20 protein-coding genes are annotated in these 18,434 nt (G+C 71.5%); 6 read left to right on the plus strand and 14 right to left on the minus strand.

Features of this window, described 5'->3' with window-relative positions; all coding sequences use genetic code 11:
• Positions 1–33 precede the first annotated feature (33 nt).
• Positions 34–1,620, plus strand: coding sequence for an apolipoprotein N-acyltransferase (gene lnt, locus OG788_RS09465; RefSeq protein WP_406370115.1), 1,587 nt, complete (start codon positions 34–36; stop codon positions 1,618–1,620).
• On the opposite strand, the gene OG788_RS09470 is transcribed toward lnt, so the two are convergent.
• Together OG788_RS09470 and OG788_RS09475 are read right to left on the minus strand one after the other, a co-directional pair.
• Complete coding sequence (locus tag OG788_RS09470) at positions 1,538–2,449, minus strand: Gfo/Idh/MocA family protein (protein WP_406370117.1); 912 nt, start codon at positions 2,447–2,449, stop codon at positions 1,538–1,540. The two genes, lnt and OG788_RS09470, sit on opposite strands and share 83 nt — an antisense overlap.
• Before the next feature lie 11 nt (positions 2,450–2,460).
• Positions 2,461–2,634: a hypothetical protein gene (locus OG788_RS09475; protein WP_406370118.1), complete on the minus strand. Its 174-nt coding sequence runs from the start codon at positions 2,632–2,634 to the stop codon at positions 2,461–2,463.
• Positions 2,635–2,960: 326 nt separating this feature from the next.
• Between OG788_RS09475 and OG788_RS09480 the strand changes: the two genes are divergently transcribed.
• A complete protein-coding gene (locus OG788_RS09480; protein WP_406370120.1) occupies positions 2,961–3,431 on the plus strand; it encodes a hypothetical protein in 471 nt (156 codons plus the stop codon).
• Positions 3,432–3,538: 107 nt separating this feature from the next.
• Here OG788_RS09480 and OG788_RS09485 read toward each other — a convergent pair whose 3' ends face one another.
• The 7 genes from OG788_RS09485 to OG788_RS09515 all read right to left on the minus strand — a co-directional run bounded on the left by OG788_RS09485 (position 3,539) and on the right by OG788_RS09515 (position 9,790).
• Positions 3,539–4,096, minus strand: coding sequence for a hypothetical protein (locus OG788_RS09485; protein ID WP_406376714.1), 558 nt, complete (start codon positions 4,094–4,096; stop codon positions 3,539–3,541).
• A 122-nt stretch (positions 4,097–4,218) separates the two neighbouring features.
• A complete protein-coding gene (gene ung / locus OG788_RS09490; RefSeq protein WP_351534760.1) occupies positions 4,219–4,902 on the minus strand; it encodes a uracil-DNA glycosylase in 684 nt (227 codons plus the stop codon).
• A 128-nt stretch (positions 4,903–5,030) separates the two neighbouring features.
• Positions 5,031–6,611, minus strand: coding sequence for an ABC transporter substrate-binding protein (locus OG788_RS09495; protein WP_406370122.1), 1,581 nt, complete (start codon positions 6,609–6,611; stop codon positions 5,031–5,033).
• A 271-nt stretch (positions 6,612–6,882) separates the two neighbouring features.
• Positions 6,883–7,644 (minus strand): SDR family oxidoreductase, encoded by a 762-nt coding sequence (locus OG788_RS09500; protein WP_351534754.1) that lies wholly within the window; start codon positions 7,642–7,644, stop codon positions 6,883–6,885.
• 17 nt (positions 7,645–7,661) lie between these two features.
• Positions 7,662–8,423 (minus strand): 3-oxoacyl-ACP reductase FabG, encoded by a 762-nt coding sequence (gene fabG / locus OG788_RS09505; protein WP_351534751.1) that lies wholly within the window; start codon positions 8,421–8,423, stop codon positions 7,662–7,664.
• A 204-nt stretch (positions 8,424–8,627) separates the two neighbouring features.
• Entirely contained in the window at positions 8,628–9,011 is a 384-nt protein-coding gene (locus OG788_RS09510) for a DUF3037 domain-containing protein (RefSeq protein WP_351534748.1), read from the minus strand.
• The gene (locus OG788_RS09515; RefSeq protein ID WP_351534745.1) at positions 9,008–9,790 is read right to left on the minus strand and encodes a HipA family kinase; all 783 of its coding nucleotides are present in this window, start codon (positions 9,788–9,790) and stop codon (positions 9,008–9,010) included. The genes OG788_RS09510 and OG788_RS09515 overlap by 4 nt, the downstream gene beginning before the upstream one ends.
• Positions 9,791–10,023: 233 nt before the next feature.
• Here OG788_RS09515 and OG788_RS09520 point away from each other — a divergent pair, with 233 nt between their 5' ends.
• A complete protein-coding gene (locus tag OG788_RS09520; RefSeq protein WP_351534742.1) occupies positions 10,024–10,473 on the plus strand; it encodes a Rieske (2Fe-2S) protein in 450 nt (149 codons plus the stop codon).
• A gap of 12 nt (positions 10,474–10,485) precedes the next feature.
• Here the strand turns inward: OG788_RS09520 and OG788_RS09525 are convergent, their stop codons facing one another.
• Positions 10,486–11,124 carry a cysteine hydrolase gene (locus OG788_RS09525; RefSeq protein WP_406370124.1) on the minus strand — a complete coding sequence of 213 codons (639 nt, stop codon included), beginning with the start codon at positions 11,122–11,124 and terminating at the stop codon, positions 10,486–10,488.
• Between the two features lie 172 nt (positions 11,125–11,296).
• Here OG788_RS09525 and OG788_RS09530 point away from each other — a divergent pair, with 172 nt between their 5' ends.
• Entirely contained in the window at positions 11,297–11,764 is a 468-nt protein-coding gene (locus tag OG788_RS09530) for a pyridoxamine 5'-phosphate oxidase family protein (protein ID WP_081223215.1), read from the plus strand.
• 22 nt (positions 11,765–11,786) lie between these two features.
• Here OG788_RS09530 and OG788_RS09535 read toward each other — a convergent pair whose 3' ends face one another.
• Positions 11,787–12,689 carry a LysR family transcriptional regulator gene (locus tag OG788_RS09535; protein ID WP_406370126.1) on the minus strand — a complete coding sequence of 301 codons (903 nt, stop codon included), beginning with the start codon at positions 12,687–12,689 and terminating at the stop codon, positions 11,787–11,789.
• 75 nt (positions 12,690–12,764) lie between these two features.
• Here OG788_RS09535 and OG788_RS09540 point away from each other — a divergent pair, with 75 nt between their 5' ends.
• A complete protein-coding gene (locus OG788_RS09540) occupies positions 12,765–13,700 on the plus strand; it encodes a DMT family transporter (RefSeq protein WP_406370127.1) in 936 nt (311 codons plus the stop codon).
• A 152-nt stretch (positions 13,701–13,852) separates the two neighbouring features.
• Here the strand turns inward: OG788_RS09540 and OG788_RS09545 are convergent, their stop codons facing one another.
• Positions 13,853–15,184, minus strand: coding sequence for an aminotransferase class I/II-fold pyridoxal phosphate-dependent enzyme (locus OG788_RS09545; RefSeq protein WP_406370129.1), 1,332 nt, complete (start codon positions 15,182–15,184; stop codon positions 13,853–13,855).
• A gap of 35 nt (positions 15,185–15,219) precedes the next feature.
• Here OG788_RS09545 and OG788_RS09550 point away from each other — a divergent pair, with 35 nt between their 5' ends.
• Positions 15,220–15,909: a pyridoxamine 5'-phosphate oxidase family protein gene (locus tag OG788_RS09550; protein WP_266756245.1), complete on the plus strand. Its 690-nt coding sequence runs from the start codon at positions 15,220–15,222 to the stop codon at positions 15,907–15,909.
• Between the two features lie 246 nt (positions 15,910–16,155).
• Here OG788_RS09550 and OG788_RS09555 read toward each other — a convergent pair whose 3' ends face one another.
• On the minus strand, positions 16,156–17,127 hold the full coding sequence (locus OG788_RS09555; RefSeq protein ID WP_406370132.1) for a DMT family transporter: 972 nt from the start codon (positions 17,125–17,127) through the stop codon (positions 16,156–16,158).
• Positions 17,128–17,331: 204 nt separating this feature from the next.
• Positions 17,332–18,342, minus strand: coding sequence for an EamA family transporter (locus tag OG788_RS09560; RefSeq protein WP_351554228.1), 1,011 nt, complete (start codon positions 18,340–18,342; stop codon positions 17,332–17,334).
• Between the last annotated feature and the right edge of the window lie 92 nt (positions 18,343–18,434).

The raw sequence follows: 18,434 nt of genomic DNA on the forward strand, positions 1-18,434 counted from the left end.
CACTGGAGGGACCACCGGGGAGGGAGGCGAAGGATGAAGAGGCCCGACGCTGGATTCGGCCGATGGCTGGTCTCCCCTTGGCGGCGCGGTGTCGTCGCCGCGCTGGCGGGTGCGCTGCCCATGCTCGCCTTCCCCGCGCCGTCCTGGTGGTGGTTCGCGTACGTCGCGCTCGTGCCCTGGATCCTGCTGGCCCGCTCGGCTCCCACGAGCCGGCGTGCCGCGTACGACGGCTGGCTCGGCGGACTCGGTTTCATGCTGGCCGTGCACCATTGGCTGCTGCCGAGCCTGCATGTCTTCACGGTGGTCATAGCGGCGCTGCTCGGCGCTCTGTGGGCCCCCTGGGGCTGGCTCGTCCGGCGGTTCCTGGCGGGCGTGCCGTCACCGGGCCAGGTCGGCGCCGCCCTCCTCGTCCTGCCGTCGGGGTGGCTGATGGTGGAACTCGCCCGGTCCTGGCAGGGCCTGGGCGGTCCGTGGGGTCTGCTGGGATCGAGCCAGTGGCAGGTGGAGCCCGCGCTGCGGCTGGCCTCGGTCGGCGGGGTGTGGCTGCTCAGCTTCCTGGTGGTGGCGGTCAACGTCGCGGTCGCCGTGCTGGTCTCCGTGCGTGAGTCCCGTATGCCCGCCGTGGCCGGACTGGTCGCGACGGCCGCCGCGACCTCGGCGGCCTGGGTGTGGTCGCCGCGCCCGGATGTCGACGGCCGGGTACGGATCGCCGTCGTGCAGCCCGGTGTCGTGGACGGCAGCACGAGTGGCGACAGGCGGTTCGCGCGCGAGGAGGCGCTCACCCGAGAACTCGCGGGCCGGGGTGCCGACCTGGTCGTCTGGGGAGAGAGCAGCGTCGGATTCGACCTGGCCGACCGGCCCGATCTGGCGCACCGCGTCGCGGCGTTGTCACAGGATGTCGGCGCCGACATCCTGGTGAACGTCGACGCGCGCCGCTCCGACCGGCCCGGCATCTACAAGAGCTCGGTCCTGGTGGGTCCGCAGGGTCCGACCGGCGACCGCTACGACAAGATGCGGCTGGTCCCGTTCGGCGAGTACGTTCCCGCGCGTTCCCTGCTGGGCTGGGCCACCTCCGTGGGCAAGGCGGCCGGCGAGGACCGTATGCGGGGCACCGAGCAGGTGGTGATGAACGTCGGCCACGGGCTGCGCGTCGGGCCGATGGTCTGCTTCGAGACGGCGTTCCCCGACATGAGCCGCCACCTCGCCCAGGACGGCGCCGAGGTGCTGCTGGCCCAGTCCTCGACCTCGAGTTTCCAGCACAGCTGGGCGCCCGAGCAGCATGCCTCGCTCGCCGCGCTGCGCGCCGCCGAGACCGGCCGCCCCATGGTGCACGCGACGCTCACCGGCGTCTCCGCCGTCTACGGCCCGAGCGGTGAGCGCATCGGCTCCTGGCTCGGCACCGGTGCGAGCAGAGCGACGGTGTACGAGGTGCCGGTGGCCCGGGGCGTCACGCCGTACGTCCGGTTCGGCGACTGGCCGGTGCACGCGGCCCTGCTGGTGCTCGCGGCGCTGTGCGTGACGGAGGGCGCGCGGGCGTTCAGGCTGCGGCGGACTGCTCCTGAACCGCTCGTACCACCCGCTCGCACAGCTCATGAGTCGCCAGCGCGTCCCGGGCGCTGAGCACCTTTCCCGCGCGCACGGCGTCGAGGAACGCGAGGACCACCTGCTCGATGCCGCGTTGTCTGGCCACCGGCACCCAGTCCCCGCGCCGTCGCACGGTCGGCTGCCCCTTGTGGTCGATCACCTCGGCGAGGTTGACCACCTGCCGCTTGGTGTCCTGGCCCGAGACCTCGAGGATCTCCTCGTTCGACCCGCTCAGCCGGTTCATCACACCGAGTGCCGTGAAACCCTCTCCGGCGAGCTGGAGCACGACATGGTGCAGCAGCCCGTCCTCGGTACGGGCGCGCACCGTCACGTCGTCGACCGGACCGGGCACCAGGAAGCGCAGGGTGTCGACGACGTGGATGAAGTCGTCGAGGACCATCGTGCGGGGTTCCTCGGGCAGCCCTATGCGGTTCTTCTGCATCAGGATCAGCTCGCGCGGGTGTTCGACGCACTGCGCGTATCCGGGCGCGTGACGCCGGTTGAATCCGACCGCGAGACTGACGTTCCGCTCCTCCGCCAGGCGTACCAGCCGCTCCGATTCGGCCAGCTCGTACGCGAGCGGCTTGTCTACGTACGTCGGTACGCCCGCCTCGAGCAGGCGGGTGACGATCTCGGGGTGGGCGACGGTGGCCGCGTGCACGAACGCCGCGTCGAGGTCCTGTGCCAGCAGGTCCGCCAGGTCGGTGTGGCGCTGCGTCGGCGGCAGATGAAGGCTGTCGGCGACCCGGTCGAGCGTGGCGGGCGTCCGGGTCTGCAGATGCAGTTCGACCCCGGGCTGCACGCCGAGCACCGGCAGATACGCCTTCTGCGCGATGTCGCCGAGTCCGATGCAGCCGACCTTCACGGAGATCTCCTTCAGTTGCCGACGCGGGTCCCGTCGGAAGCATACGGCCGCTGCGGCGGGCGCCGGTCGGCGATTCCGTCGAAGCCCCGCAGGAACAGCGCCGGCCCCGCCGTGGACAAGGCCGTGATCGCCGTGTTGCGCGGGGCGATTCCGGCGCGGTTGTCCATCGTGTTCGTCCGGGCCACCTGGAGGGCCTTTCGGGCGACGGCGGCCGTGCGGGGCCCTGTCCGCCGAGGTGACGGCCAGGTCGGCGCCCCGCGCCGCTTCGGCGTGGTGGGCCTGCACGATCGGCGGCCTGCTTCCCGCCCTCCCGAGGGCCGGCGCCCCGACGTGCGCGGCGTCGCCGAGCTGTCCGGAGTCTCCGGCCCCGCCCCAACCGAAGGGCGTGTACCCCGGAAGCGGTCAGTTTGCCGGTCTCCGTGCCCGCCGGAGGAGCGGAAGGATCACTCGTGCGGGGCATCCTGGGCCTCTCCGCTCCCCAAAGCGGCCCGGAACCAGCAGAGTTGTGGGGGTGTATCGAACGACGACGACCGCAACGCTCCTGGTCACCGTGGCAGTCACCGCCCTCTCCGGCTGTATGACCGTCCAGCCGGTGCCCGCCTCCGGCTCCCCTTCCGCCCCGTCCGGGGCCGGCGTGCCCCACCCGGACAGCAAGGCGAAGCCTCAGATCGTGCAGGCGCCGGCCCGGGAGGCACTGGAGCGCGTCGGCCCTCCACGGAAGCCTTCACCCGACGAGGCGGCCCGGCACCGGTCGACTCCCCCGCCCCAGGGACCGCAGGCCGTGGCACCCGTACCCCCTCCGCAGCGCTCCCGCCCGGCCCCGCATGCCGAGCCACGGCATCCGAAACCCCGCGTCGCCCGCCCGCCCGGTACCTCCGACCTGCCGAAGAGGTCCGACCTCTGCGCCCTCGGCAGGAAGTACGGAGGCTGGACGGCGGACAGCCCGGAGGCGGTCATCTGCGCGAAGACGTACGGACACTGAGGCAGCCCGCTGCACCCGGACCGGGCCGCGGGCCAGCCAAGCCAGCCGGTCGGTCATCCACCCCGGAAAGGCGGCGTTCGAGGCCACGGGCCAGGGCGGGACCGGGTTCAGGGCCGCTGTCTGGGTGGCCCCAGCGTCTCGCCGCCGGGGCCGCCGAAGCGGTCGGGTCCGGCGGTCTCCGCCGGGGTGCCGGTGTCCTTGAGCCGAAGCTCCAGGCGGCCGATCGCCGCGCGGACGCCGTCCCCGTACCGGTCGTCCCCGAGGACGCCGACCGCGCCACGGGCCCGGCGCAGATGCGTACGGGCGGCCTCCCCCCGGCCGAGCTTCACATAGTCGGCGGCGAGGTTCAGATGAAGTGAGGGGTAGATCGCGCGGACGGCGAGGGACTGGTGGCGTGCGGCGATCCGGTCGTCGGTGAGCTCCTCGGCCGCCGACAGGGCCCGCAGATCCCAGGCGAGTTCGTCCGCGGGGTCGTCCTGGGTGTCGGCCATGTAGTGCGCCAGCGTGCAGCGGTGGAGGGCGTCGCCGCCTTCGCCGATCTCGCCCCACAGGTCCAGGAAACGGCCGCGGGCCTCCTCGCGGTCACCGGCGTGGTGCAGCATGACGGCCTGTCCGATCCGGGTCATCATGGCGTCCGGCGCCGCCTGCTCCTGCTGCTCCGCCACCGCGTCCTCCAGGCTCGTCACTGTCCCTCACGACGCTAGCCGGAGCCGCTGACAATCCCGCTCAGGCGCCCCCGTACGCCGCTGGGCCAGGCCGGTGACGGTCCTGGCCAGCGGCTCGGCGGTCAGCCCAGGTCCGGGATGCGCCAGTCGATCGGCTCATGGCCCTGGGCGGCCACGGCCTCATCGATCTGCGTGAAGGGACGCGAGCCGAAGAACTTCTTCGCGGACAGCGGTGAGGGGTGTGCCCCCTTCACCACCACATGCCGCTCCTCGTCGATCAGCGGGAGCTTCTTCTGCGCGTAGTTGCCCCAGAGCACGAAGACCGCGGGGTCGGGGCGGTCGGCCACCGCGCGGATGACCGCGTCCGTGAACTTCTCCCAGCCCTTGCCCTTGTGCGAGTTCGCCTCGCCGGAGCGGACGGTCAGCACCGCGTTGAGCAGCAGCACGCCCTGCTCGGCCCACGGCATCAGATAGCCGTTGTCCGGGATCGGGGTGCCCAGCTCCTCCTTCATCTCCTTGTAGATGTTCCGCAGCGACGGCGGGGTCTTCACGCCCGGGCGGACCGAGAAGCACAGGCCGTGTCCCTGGCCCTCGCCGTGGTACGGGTCCTGACCGAGGACGAGCACCTTCACCCGCTCGTACGGGGTGGCGTCGAGCGCGGCGAAGACCTCCTCCCGCGGCGGATAGACGGGACCCTTCGCTCGCTCCTCCTCGACGAACTCGGTGAGTTCCTTGAAGTAGGGCTGCTGCAGTTCCTCACCCAGGACGCCGCGCCAGGACTCGGGCAGCATGGCGATATCGGTCACGTCAACTTCCTTCGATGTGCGGTGACTTCCAGACCACAGAACCTACCGTCGCCCACTGACAATCGGTTCCCGTCCCCCGCGTCACCGACCGGTTGCCCTGTTCTCCGGGCAACCGGTCCCCGGGTCCGCTACCAGCTGGTCTTACGGTCCAGCTCCCACACCGTCATGATCGTCGACGGATCGAGCGCCTTCTCGGCACCCGAGATCTCCTCGTTCGCGGCCACGTACTGCCTGCCCTGCCACAGGGGCAGCAGCCGGGCGTCGTCCACGAGGATCTGCTGGGCCTGCTCGAACTCCTTGACCACCGCCGCCCGGTCGCTGACGCTGCGCGACTCGGGCAGCAGGTCGTCGGTGATCCGCGGGGCCGGATAGGGAGTACCGAGCGCGTTCTGCCGGCCGACGAAGGGCGCGATGAAGTTCTCGGCGTCCGGGAAGTCGGGGAACCAGCCCCGGCCGAACACCGGGTACTCGCCGTCGCGGTAGCCCGCTTCGTAGGTCTTCCAGGGGCGGCTCTTGAGCGTGACGGTGAACAGGCCGGAGCCTTCGAGCTGGCTCTTGAGTTCGCGGAACTCCGGGGCCGTCTCGGAGCCGTAGCGGTCCGTGGTGTACCAGAGGGTGAGCGGGACACGCTCGTCGATGCCCGCGTCCCGCAGGATCTTGCGGGCCTTGGGCACGCTCGGGCTGCCGTAGTCGTCGAAGTAGACGGTGGTGTGCCCGATCAGGCCGGCGGGGACCATCGAGTAGAGCGGGTCGACGGTGCCCTTGTAGACCTTGTGCGTGATGGCCGGCCGGTCGACGACCTGGGCGATCGCCTGGCGGACCGCGAGCTTCCCGGCCCACGGGTCCTTCGGGTTGAAGACCAGATAGCTGATCTCGGTGCCCGTGCCGTCGATGAGCTGGATGTCCGACTTGGAGTCCCGCCCCCGGAGCGCGACGATGTCCGCGGCGGCGAGGCCGCGGTAGGTGACGTCGATCTTCTTGTCCCTCAGGGCCTTGACCATCTGGGCCGAACTCGGGAAGTAACGGATCGTGACCGCGTTGTTCTTGCGTTCGGCGAAGCCGTCGTAGTGATCGTTCCTGACGAGTTCGGCCTGCTGGCCCTCCTTGTAGGACCGCAGACTGTAGGGCCCGGAGCCGAAGACCTTGTTGTCCTTGCGCAGGGCGTCGGCGGGGTAGTCGTCGGGGTCGACGATCGACATCGCCGGCGTGGCCAGGACGAACGGGAAGGTGGCGTCCGGCTTGTTGAGGTGGAAGACGACTTCGCGCTCGCTCAGCGCCTGGACCCGGTCGAGGCTGCCGAGCAGGCCGGCTGGGCCTCCGCGTACACCGATCTTCCTGATCCGGTCGATGGAGTACTTGACCGCCCGGGCGTCGAGCGGGTCGCCGTCGGAGAACTTCATGTTCGGACGCAGCACACAGCGGTAGGTGCGATTGGAACCGTCCGTGAACGCGCAGCTCTTGGCGGCGTCCGGCTTCGGGGTGACCGAGCCGGTGGGATAGCCGAGCAGCGTCTGGTAGATGTTGCGGAACAGTTCCCACGAGCCGTCCCACGAGGCGGCCGGGTCCAGCGTGCTGGGGGCACTGGTGGTGCCCACCACGATCGGTCCCTCGTCGTCGGACGACCCCGAGGAGAGAACGCCGCACCCGGCCACCAAGGTTATGGACGTGATCGCCGCAAGCTGTCGAAGACATCGGTTCCGGTTGAACACGCGCACGCTCCTCGATCTGCCGTACCAAGGGTCGGCAGACCATACCGCAGTGCCCCGCCGGGGGAACCGTGTTCCCGGCAGGGCACTTGATCAGCACATTTGTGACTACGTTGTCAGGGCTCTGTGCACCCGCCGACGCACCGGATATCGGACTCCTGGTGGCTCGAAACGGACACCGGCTCCGTCAACTCCCGACAAGATGCCGGTCGGTCGTCCGCGCGCGCGGGGCGCGGGGCCCCGGCGCGCGGACGGCATCCGCACGGACGTCGTGTCACTCGACTCCGGCGTTGAGGAAGATCCCGCCGTCGACCACGAGCGTCTGACCGGTGACCCAGTCCGACTGCTGCGAGGTGAGGAACGCGGCGGCGCCGCCGATGTCGGAGGGCACGCCGAGCCGGCCGAGCGGGTAGGCCGCGGCGGCCTCCGCCTCACGGCCCTCGTACAGTGCGGCCGCGAACTTCGTCTTCACCACGGCGGGCGCGATCGCGTTGACCCGCACCTTGGGCGCGAACTCGTGCGCCAGCTGCACGGTCAGGTTGATCATCGCGGCCTTGCTGACGCCGTACGCGCCGATGAACGGCGAGGGGGCGAGGCCGGCGACGGAGGCGATGTTGACGATCGCGCCGCCGTTCTCGCTCTGCCAGGCCTTCCAGGTCTGCTGGGCGAAGCCGAGCGCGGAGATGACGTTGGTCTCGAAGACCTTGCGCGCCACGTTGAGGTCCAGCTCGGCCATCGGCCCGAACACCGGGTTCGTACCGGCGTTGTTGACCAGGAAGTCGACGCGCCCGAAGGCCTCCATGGTGCGCTCCACGGCGACGGCCTGGTGGGCCTCGTCGTGGGCCTTGCCCGCGACGCCGATGACGCGGTCGGCGCCGAGCGTCTCGACGGCCTCCTTGAGCGCGTCCTCGTTGCGGCCGGTGATGCAGACCCGGTCGCCGCGGGCGACCAGGGCCTCCGCGACGCCGTAGCCGATGCCGCGACTCGCGCCCGTGATGAGCGCGACCTTGCCCGAGAGTTCGGGGAGTGTGGTCATGTGTCTTTCCCCCGGCCCTAGTTGAGCGGTCCGCCGGCGACGTACAGCACCTGGCCGGAGACGAATCCGGCGGCCTCGCCGGTGAAGAAGGCGATGGCGTTGGCGATGTCGTCGGGGTTGCCGACGCGCTGCACGGGGATCTGGGTGGCCGCCGCGGCCTGGAAGTCCTGGAAGTCCATACCGACGCGGGCGGCGGTGGCGGCGGTCATGTCGGTGACGATGAAGCCGGGCGCGACGGCGTTCGCGGTGACGCCGAACTTGCCGAGCTCGATGGCGAGGGTCTTGGTGAGTCCCTGGAGACCGGCCTTGGCGGTGGAGTAGTTGGCCTGGCCGCGGTTGCCCAGCGCCGAGGAGGAGGACAGGTTGACGATGCGGCCGAACTTGGCGTCGACCATGTGCTTCTGGCAGGCCTTCGCCATCAGGAAGGCACCGCGCAGGTGCACGTTCATGACGGTGTCCCAGTCGGACGCGCTCATCTTGAACAGGAGGTTGTCGCGCAGGACGCCCGCGTTGTTCACCAGGATGGTTGGCGCGCCGAGCTCCTCGGCGATCCGCGCGACGGCGGCCTCCACCTGGGCCTCGTCGGAGACGTCGCAGCCGACGGCGATGGCCTTGCCACCGGCGGAGGTGATCTTCTCCACGGTGTCCTTGCACGCGGCCTCGTCGAGGTCGATCACCGCGACGGCGCGGCCCTCCGCGGCCAGACGTACGGCGGTCGCGGCGCCGATGCCGCGCGCGGCACCGGTGACTACGGCGACGCGCTGCTCAGTGGTGGACATTGCTGGTTCTCCTCGCCCTTGGAAAAGCCGGCCCAAGCCCGGCCAAGCTGTCTCGACAACCTTGCGGCGCCTTCGGTGGTCCCGAAAGACCTGCGGCTCATACGGTACGCCCATCGAGTGAGCGACCGCTTAGTACCTTCAGCAGACGTGACGCTAGAAGCCCTGGCACTCGGTGTCAACGGCACACCGCGCTGGTGTGATCCATTACCTGACCAGCAATTGGAGCAACCGGTCGGCCTCGGCGCGCGGATCGGCGGTCAGGCCGGTGTGCACGGGACCCGGCTGAACCACGGTCGAACGCGGCGCGATCAGCCAGCGAAATCGCCGTCCGGCGTCGTCGCCTGCCGCTTGACCAGCGGCTTTTCCTCCGCCGCAGACACCTTCGACCGCGCGCAGCGCGGCCCGTACGCCCACCACGTCCGCGTCCGGGTCGAGCGCGAACAGCTTGTTCTCGTCCAGATGGGTGCGCGCCGCGACGAAGGAATGGGCCCGGCAGTACACCAGCACTCCCGCGTTGAAGCACTCGCCGCGCTCGACCCGCGGCACCACGCGCAGCAGCGCGTACTCGAAGACGTCCCGCTCGCTCACTTGTCCCCCTTGCTGCCGTCGATGCCGTCGAGGCCCTTGATCCGCTCGTGGACGACGCCGGCGCGTGCCAGGAGCGGCCGTGCGTAGGCGCGCCGCAGCGATTCCGGCGAGTCGAAGCCGGGCTCGTCCGCCAGCCATGCCTCGGGGATCTCGGCGGTGACCTCGGCGAGCAGGTCCTCGGTGACCCGCGGGGCCAGCTCGGCGGCGGCCGAGGCGATGTCCGGGCCGAAGGGCGTGAGCGCGTGGTCGGAGACGTCGTACGGCTTGGCCGCGGAGGCTTCGGCGCCGGGCCAGTGGTGATGCCAGATCATCGTGGCGCCGTGGTCGATGAGCCACAGGTCGCCGTGCCACATCAGCAGGTTGGGGTTGCGCCAGGACCGGTCGACATTGTTCACCAGGGCGTCGAACCAGACGATCCGGCCGGCTTCCTCGGCGCTCACCTCGAAGGCGAGCGGGTCGAAGCCGATGGCGCGGGAGAGGAAGTCCATCCCGAGGTTGGGGCCACCACTCGATTTCAGCAGCCCCTGGACCTCCTGGTCCGGTTCGGCGAGCCCGAGGACCGGGTCGAGGCCGATCGTCACCAGGCCGGGCACCCGCAGACCGAGCCGCCGGGCGAGTTCGCCGCAGACGACCTCCGCGACGAGCGTCTTGCGCCCCTGTCCCGCGCCGGTGAACTTCATGACATACGTCCCGAGGTCGTCGGCCTCGACGAGTCCCGGCAGCGAGCCGCCCTCACGCAGCGGCGTGATGTAGCGGGTGGCGTTCACTTCCTTGAGCATCGCCCCAGGTTACTGGGGTGGTCCCGCCCGGTGGACGCTGCCGGGGAGCGGCGGCGTCCCGCCCGGTGGACTCTGCCGGGGAGCGGCGGCCGGGGGCGGACCGCGGAGGGCGGCGGCTCTCCTGTCGAGACGCTGTCGATCCGGTCAAGAAGTCTCCATCCCCTGAACAGCGCGCGGAGCGGGACCGTACTTCTGAGCAGATCCACATCACGTCCGTTGAAGGGAAAGCCAGCATGACCAGCGAATCGCTTCACCCCGCACCGGCACCGGCCCGGCGCACCGTCGTGGCGGCGGTCGGCGCGGCGGGGCTCGCCGTCGCGCTGAGCGCGTGCGGGGCGGACGACAATGCCTCCGACACCGTGGGCTCCGACAACGGCGCGGCCGGGAACGCGGCCGGCACCGAACTCGCCAAGACCTCCGACATCCCGGAGGGCGGCGGCAAGGTCTTCTCCGACCAGGGTGTCGTGGTGACCCAGCCGACGGCGGGCACCTTCAAGGCCTTCTCGTCCAAGTGCACCCATATGGGCTGTGCGGTCAAGGGCATCGCGAACGGTGTCATCAACTGCCCTTGCCACCACAGCGAGTTCTCCGCCACCGACGGCAGTGTGAAGAAGGGGCCGGCGACGAGCGCGCTGGCCGCGAAGACCATCACCGTCGAAGGTGACTCGATCATGCTCGCCTGACCGCCCGCGAGGTCAGGGGCGGCGGCGCTTGAAGCAGGCGAGCACGTCGTCGGTGGTCGTGATCGTGGCGACCAGCGCGAGCGTGTTCCTGATCATGGCGGGCGTGTACTCGGAAGGGACCCCCGCGATGGCGTCCGCGGGCACGACGACGGTGTAACCACGGTTCACGGCGTCGAACACGGCGTTGGGGATGGCGATGTTGGCCGAGACTCCGGTCACGACGAGGGTGCGACAGCCCAGGTTGCGCAGCAGCGGGTCGACGTCGGTGCCCGCGATCGGCGACAGACCGTGCAGCCGGCGTACGACGAAGTCCTCCTCGGCGACCTCGACGGGCGGCGCGATCCGGACCGCTGTCGAGCCGGTCAACTGCTGCACGGGCAACCGCTCGGCGGCCCGGAACAGCCGGGCGTTGCGGTTCGCGCCGCGACCGTCGGGGCGGCGCTCGGCGACCGCGTGGATCACCTGCACCCCGCTCTCGTGCGCGGCGTCGACCAGCCGGGCGACACGGGTGAGCGCTCCGGACGACCGTGCCTCCTTGGCCAGTTCCGGTAGCGCACTGTCCAGGCCCACGACACCCTGTTGGCATTCCACGGTGAGCAGCACCGTGCCGACGGGGTCGAGGAGTTCACTGAGTTGTTCGAACGACGGCATGACTCTCCTTGTCGTCGCGGGTCGGGGCGGGCGAGCGTAACGACCATTGCGTGAGGACGGAAGACGCCTCATGCTTTTCTGACGGAACGTCAGAATACTTCGGTGGGCCCGGGCGGCCCGCCGGCAGAGCTCGGCACGGACAGGGCCGACACACAGAAGAAGAGGGGACCGTATGGCCGTCACTCAGCGCAGAGGCCGGAAGATCATGATGACTCCCGGTGAACTGGACGAGTTCCTCACCACTCAGCGCACCTGCCGTGTCGCCTCCGTGTCGAAGGACGGAGTCCCGCATGTGAGTGCCCTCTGGTTCACCTGGGACGGCACCTCGCTGTGGCTGTACTCCGTGGTGCGCAGCAAGCGCTGGGTGCAGCTGCGCAACGATCCGCGGGTCGCGGTGGTGATCGACTCCGGCGAGGAGTACGGGGAGCTGCGGGGCGTCGAGCTGTCCGGCACCGTGGAGTTCGTGGGCGAGTTCCCGCGCACGGGCGAACTGTGCGCCGAACTCGACGTACCGGAGACGCTGTTCGCCCGCAAGAACTTCGGCCTGGAGGAGATGCCGCACGACGGCCGGCACGCCTGGATGCGACTGACACCGGACGCGATCGCCTCGTGGGACTTCCGCAAGCTCCCTCCGATGTAGCCGAACCACCCTTCGACGGGCTCTACTTGACGGCCTCACCGGCTCTGCGCAAGGCGTCCACCGCCGCCCTGATCGAGGGTCGGCGGTCGGCGTCGGCCCGCCACACGACGTACACATGGCGGCGCACGCGCTGACGCACCGGCACCGTGACGACCCCCTCGGGCATCGGATGGCGCCCGAGGAGCGGGGCCACGCACACGCCGAGGCCGGCGGCGACCAGTCCGAGCTGGGTGTGTGTCTCCGCGGCGCGGTGCGCGATGCGCGGTTCGACGCCCTTGGAGCGCAGCGTGAACATCAGCCACTCGTGGCAGAACTCGCCCTCGGCCCAGGTGATCCACTCGTCGTCGGCGAAGTCCCCGAGGTCCACCTCGTCGCGGCCCGCGAGCCGATGGCCGACGGGCATGGCCACATCGGCCGGGTCGTCGAGGATCGACGCCTTCACCAGGCCGTCGGGCAGCGGCATCGGCTTGTTGTGCCAGTCGAGCACGACCGCCAGGTCCAGGTCCCCGCGCACCACCCCCGCGACCCCGGCCTCCGGTTCCAGCTCGCTGGAGCGCACCCGCAGTCCCGGGTGGTCGGCGCGCAGCTCGGCGAGCGCCGCCGGGAACAGTCCGCGCGCCGCGGTCGGGAACGCGGAGAGCCGCAGCTCGCCGACCACCTGACCGCGCTGCGCCTCCAGGTCGGACTGCGCGAGCTCGACCTGGGACAGGATGCGCGCCGCGTGCTCGGCGAGCAGCCGCCCGGCGTCGGTCAGGCGCACCCCCCGGCCGTTCTTGGCGAGCAACTGCTGCCCCACCTCGCGCTCCAGCTTCGCCATCTGCTGGGAGACGGCCGAGGTGGTCACGTGCAGCCCCTCGGCCGCGCCGCTCACCGAGCCGTGCCGGGCGAGGGCGTCGAGAGTGCGCAGGCGCTCCAGGTTCAACATATAAGCAATGCTACGAGATAACGCTTGGTAATTCTCGCTTGTGCTACGAGATTGTTCTGCTTCATTGTTGGCCCCATGAGCACCGTCGCCACTCCTCGACCCGTCACACCGACCGGCGTCGCACCCCGCCGCCGCACCGCCCTCGACTGGCGTATCCGCTTCGGCGTCCTCTCGCTGATCTGGGGCTTCAGTTTTCTGCTCATCAAGGTCGGCACGGAGGGCTACGCGCCGTTCCAGGTCACCTTCGGGCGGCTGCTGTTCGGGACCGCGGTGCTCGCGGCGGCGATGGCGGTGAAGCGGGAGCGGCTGCCGCGCGGGGCGCGGACGTGGGGACACCTCACGGTCGCGGCCCTCCTGCTGAACGCGCTGCCGTTCTCCCTCTTCGCCTACTCCGAGCTGACCATCCCCTCCACGCTCGCGGGCATCTGCAACGCGACGTCGCCCCTGTGGGGAATGGCCCTCTCCCTGGTCGCCCTCTCCGAGGACCGGCCGACCCGGCGCAGAGTCGCCGGTCTCGGCATCGGCTTCCTCGGCGTACTGACGGTCCTCGGAGTCTGGCAGGGCTTCCACGGCCTGGACGCCACGGGCACGGCGATGGCCCTGCTCGCCTCGCTCAGCTATCCGATCGGGTGGATCTACGTCCGCCGGACACTGGCCGGCACCGGCAACTCGCACCTGTCCATGACCGGCGCCCAGCTGCTCCTGGCCACCGCCCAACTGGCCCTCGTCACCCCGCTGTTCACCACCCTGCCCCGCCACTTCGCGGTGGTGCCGCTGCTCGCGGTCGTGGCCCTGGGAGCCCTCGGCACCGGTCTGGCCATGCTCCTCCAGTACGGCATCGTCGCCGAGGTCGGCCCGACGACGGCCCAGATGGTCACGTACTTCATCCCGGTGATCGCCACCGCGGCCGGTGTCGCGATCCTCGGCGAGTCGCTGGCCTGGTCGACACCGGTCGGCGCGGTGATCGTCCTCGCGGGCGCGGCCCTCACCCAGGCGAAGCCGCGCCGCTGACGCCCGCGGGGCCGGCCGTCGGCGCCTCCACGGCACCCGTGCGCACGGGTCTTACGACACCGGCCGTACGGGCTGTACGGGCTTCACGACAGGGGCCGTCCGCGCTCCCCGGGCACCCGCCGTCCCGTCCCGGCCCCTGCGGCACCGGCACCTCAGACGTACCGGCGTGCGGGTGCCGGTCCCACGGCGGACGCGACGGCGGACGCGAGCGGCTCGATGTCCTCGGACCGGAGCGTCGAGACGGTGATCCGGATGCCCGGCGGCGAGCCCATCCGGAAGCGGGCCCCGGGCGCGACCGCCCAGCCCGCGTGCAACAGGCGGGCGACCGCCCCGGTCTCGTCCGGGACGGGGATCCAGACGTTCATCCCGCTGCGCCCGTGCGCCTTAACGCCACGCGCCTTCAGGGAGCCGATCAGATCGTCGCGTCGCCGCCCGTACGAGGCCGCCACGGCCCCGGCGTCGACCGTGCCGGACGTCCACAGATGGACCACGGCCTTCTGCAGCAGGCGGCTCACCCAGCCGGGCCCGAGCCGCTGCCGCCCGTGCACGCGGTCGACGGTGACGGGGTCGCCGGTGAGCACGGCGAGCCGCAGGTCGGGCCCGTACGCCTTGGCGACGGAGCGCACGAAGGCCCAGCTGTGCGTGACCCCGGCGAGGGAGTGCAGGGGCAGGTCGACGATCCGGTGGCCGTGGTCGTCCTCGATGAGCAGCGTCTCCGGGTGCTCCCCGAGCACGGAACGCAGGGCACGCGCACGCGGGGCGGTGATCGCGGCCCCGGTGGGATTCTGCGCCCGGTCCGTGACGATCAGGGCCCGTGCCCCGGCGGTCAGCGCACGTCGTACGTCGTCGGGAAGCGGACCCTCGTCGTCGACGCCGACACCGACCGTGCGCAGCCCGAGCGCCGGGGCGAGGTCGAGCAGGCTGCCCCACCCGGGATCCTCGACGGCCACCGCGTCGCCGGGTTTGAGGTGCGCCATCAGCACGCGCTCGATGGCGTCGAGCGATCCGGAGGTGACGACCACGGGCCCCGCGGGCACGCCGTCGGCGTCGAGACCGGAGCGCGCGAGTCGCCCCAGCTCCGGTTCGACGGCGTCCTCCCCGTACTGCACGGGATGGCGGTCGGACTGCCGGGCCGCCGCCGCGAACGCCTCGGCGAGGGTGGGCAGCAGGGCGGGGTCGGGATTGCCGTCGGCCACGTCCCGCACACCCTCGGGGACGTCGACGCGAAGGTACTCGCGCCCCGTGGTGGCCGGCTTCGGGCGCACCCTGCTGCCCCGCCGGCCGGCGGTCTCGATGACCCCGCGCTCGCGCAGCGTGCGATAGGCGGCCGCGACCGTATTCGCGTTGACCCCGAGCTCTTCGGCCAACTCCCGCATCGGCGGCAGCGTTTGCCCCGGCTCCAGCTCACCCGACCCCACCGCCCGCTCGACGCTGGCGGCGATGTCGGCTGCGCGACGGCCTTCGATCCGATACTCTCCTAGCACAAACAAGATTATGCACTAGCGCAATGGAGAAGGCAATGCCGGAGACGAGCACCCAGCCGAGGACGACGCAGTCCGCTGCCTACACCCCGACCGACCGCACCGTCCCCACCCGTTCCAAGGAGCGCGCCGCGTACGACCACGAGCTGGTGCACGCGATACTCGACGAGGGGTACGTCTGCCACCTCGGCTTCGTCCGCGACGGCGCGCCGGTCGTCCTGCCCACGCTGTACGCACGGGTCGGCGAGCGGCTCTACGTGCACGGCTCGACGGGTTCGCGCCCGCTGAGGATGACCGGCCAGGCCGATCCCGGGCTGGCCGTGTGCCTGACCGTGACCCACGTCGACGGGCTGGTGCTGGCCCGCTCGGCCTTCCACCACTCGATCAACTACCGCTCCGTGGTGGTGCACGGCATCGCCCACCAGGTGACGGACCCCGACGAGCGGCGCGTGGCGCTGGACGCGCTGGTCGATCACGTCGTCCCCGGCCGCTCGGGCGACTCCCGTCCCGCCAACGCCAAGGAACTCGCGGCCACCGCCGTGATCCGCCTGGATCTGGACGAGGTCTCCGCCAAGCTGCGCAGCGGCGGCCCGAACGACGAGCCCGAGGACCTCTCCCTCCCCCACTGGACCGGCGTGCTCCCGCTGACGAAGGGGTACGGCGCCCCGGTCCCGGCGGACGACCTGGCGCCGGGCATCGAAGTGCCCGGCTACCTGACCGCCCTGTGAGCATGCGAGCCGTCCGCGACATGAACCTGTGAGGGGCGGGTGCGGGACCGCACGGTCCCGCACCCGCCCCTCACGAGAGCACACCGGCGCTTGCCCCGGCCGACACCTAGGAGGGCAACGGCCGCTGCGTGTGCCCGGAGCCTCGCAGGGACACCGGCTCTCCCGGGACCGCGCCCCACACTCCGGACGGCACCGGGCCCCGAACGGGCGCCGGGCCGCCCCGCCCGGACCGGTGCCCGTCCGTCCTCACACGAGCGCCGCCTCCTTCTCGGGTGCCGTGCGCCGATCGGCCCCCGCGGCGCGCGTCTCGGCCACCGCGAGTCCCGCGACCGAGCCGAGCATCAGCAGGGTGCCGGCGAGTGTCGGCAGGGTGAGCCGCTCACCGAGCAGACCGACGGCGAGCGCGGCCGCGCTGACCGGCTCCAGGAGCATGATCACGGACACGGTCGCGGAGCGGACGACGGCGGCGCCGGCGAAGAAGAGGGCGTAGGCCAGCGCCGTGGGGACGGCCGCGATGTACGCCAGCAGGGCCAGCACCTCCGCAGGCTGCGCGGCATGCGGGACCAGCCCCTCGGCGAGCCCGAGCGGCAGCAGGCAGACGGTGGTGACGGCGAAGGTCCACACCGTCGTACCGGATTCGTCGACGCGACCGTCGCGCCCCCACCAGCGGGTGAGCAGCGTCATCGCGGAGTATCCGGCCGCGGAGAGGACCGCGAGCGCGACACCCCAGGGGCGCACCGTGGCACCCTCGCCGCCCAGGACCAGCACGCCGAGCCCGGTCAGCGCTCCGACGACGGCGATGCTCCCGCCGCGGCCGAGGCGTTCCGCCAGGGCCAGCCGGGCGCCCAGCGCGATGAGCACGGGCCCGGCGCCCAGCGTCACGACGGTCGCCACCGCCAGGCCGGTCGCCTCGACGGCGGCGAAGTAGGCGGTCTGGAAGACAGCCAGCCCGAGGCCGGTCAGACCGATCCGCAGCGCCTTGCGGCGGATCGGCTCCCGCACAGCGGGGCGGACGGCGGTCCGGCCCGGGCGCAGGCGTACGGCGAGCAGCAGGGCGAGTCCGCCCGCGCAGCGCCAGAAGGACAGGGCGATCGGCCCCATGTCACTGGCCCGGTAGACCAGTGACGCGGCGGCGCCCGCGGTGCCCCAGGCGGCACCGGCGACGATCAGATAGAGCAGGCCTCGCCCGACGGGCAGGCCGACAGCATGGTTCGACACGTGTTCTCTCCGCAGATCCGCAGAAGTTCAGGAAGGGACCACGTCGCAGCCCGTGCCGCGAGGGCAGGAACGTACGGGAAGGTCCTCGGACTTCTTCTGCGGGCAGCGCCGTTCCGCCCGGCACGGGGCCGGGCCGGGATTCCGGTGTGCCCGCCTCAGGCGGCCGGAGGCGGAAGAACGAGCGTCGTCGGCATGATCAGCACCTTAGACGGCCGTTCCGTGGGCCGCCAACTCCCTTTCGGCGTCGCCCGGCCCACTCGCGACCGGCTCCTGCGAGGGCTTCGCCGGGGCCGACGACTGCGCGATGAACGCGCCGAGCAGGACCACTCCGCCACCCACGATCTGCGGCGCCGAGAGGTGCTCGCCCAGCAGCACCCAGGCCAGAACGGTGGCGATCACCGCTTCGAGACAGGCCACGACGCCCGCGACCTGCGGGGAGAGCCTGCGCACGGAGAGGACTCCGGTGACGTACGCGACGACGGTCGCGATGAGCACGATCCAGCCGAGGAGCAGCGAGGCGAGCACGGATGTCCCGTTCATGTCCGCGCTGCCGCCGAGGACGGACCAGTCCATGCTCCAGGGGCGCGCGACCGCGGTCAGCACGAGGGTGCCGACGAGCAGCCCGTACGCGATCACGCCGAGCGGGTCGGGTGCCTCGTCCCCCGCGTCGCTGCCCTGGTCGGACAGGACGAAGTAGCCGACCTGGCAGCAGGCGGCGCCCAGCGCGAGCAGGAGTCCGACGAGGTCGAAACTCAGGCCCGACCACACCTCCACCACGCAGGCGAGTCCGCCGACGGCGAGGACGACGCCGAGGGCCGCGGCACGCGTCACCGGCCGGCGCTGCACGAAGCGCACCCAGCCGAGCACCAGCGCGGGGGCGAGGTACTCCACGAGCAGGGCGACACCGACGGGGATGCGGGAGATCGCGGCGAAGTAGAAGGCCTGGACTCCGGCCACGCCGAGCAGTCCGAACCCGGCGAGCAGCGCGGGGCGCCGCTTGACCAGGGCCCGGTGCCGCACGGCCAGCGGCAGCATGACGAGGGCGGCGCCCGCGACCCGCAGCCACACCACGTGGAGCGGGTCGAGCCCGGCCTCGATCAGCGGCTTCGCCGCGACACCCGAACCACCGAAAGCGACCGCCGACACGAGCGCCAGGCTCAGGCCGACGCCCCTCCCGCGGTTCCCCTGACTCCCCTGAGACGTATGCACAACCACATGATGACAGGCGACGACATGACCGTCACCCCGGATGACACCTGTCTCGATGACTGGACTCCGGCGCCGCTCCCGCCGACCACCGCCCGGAC

Origin of the sequence: Streptomyces sp. NBC_00647 (assembly GCF_045207245.1) — a bacterium.
Classification (GTDB): Bacteria; Actinomycetota; Actinomycetes; order Streptomycetales; family Streptomycetaceae; genus Streptomyces.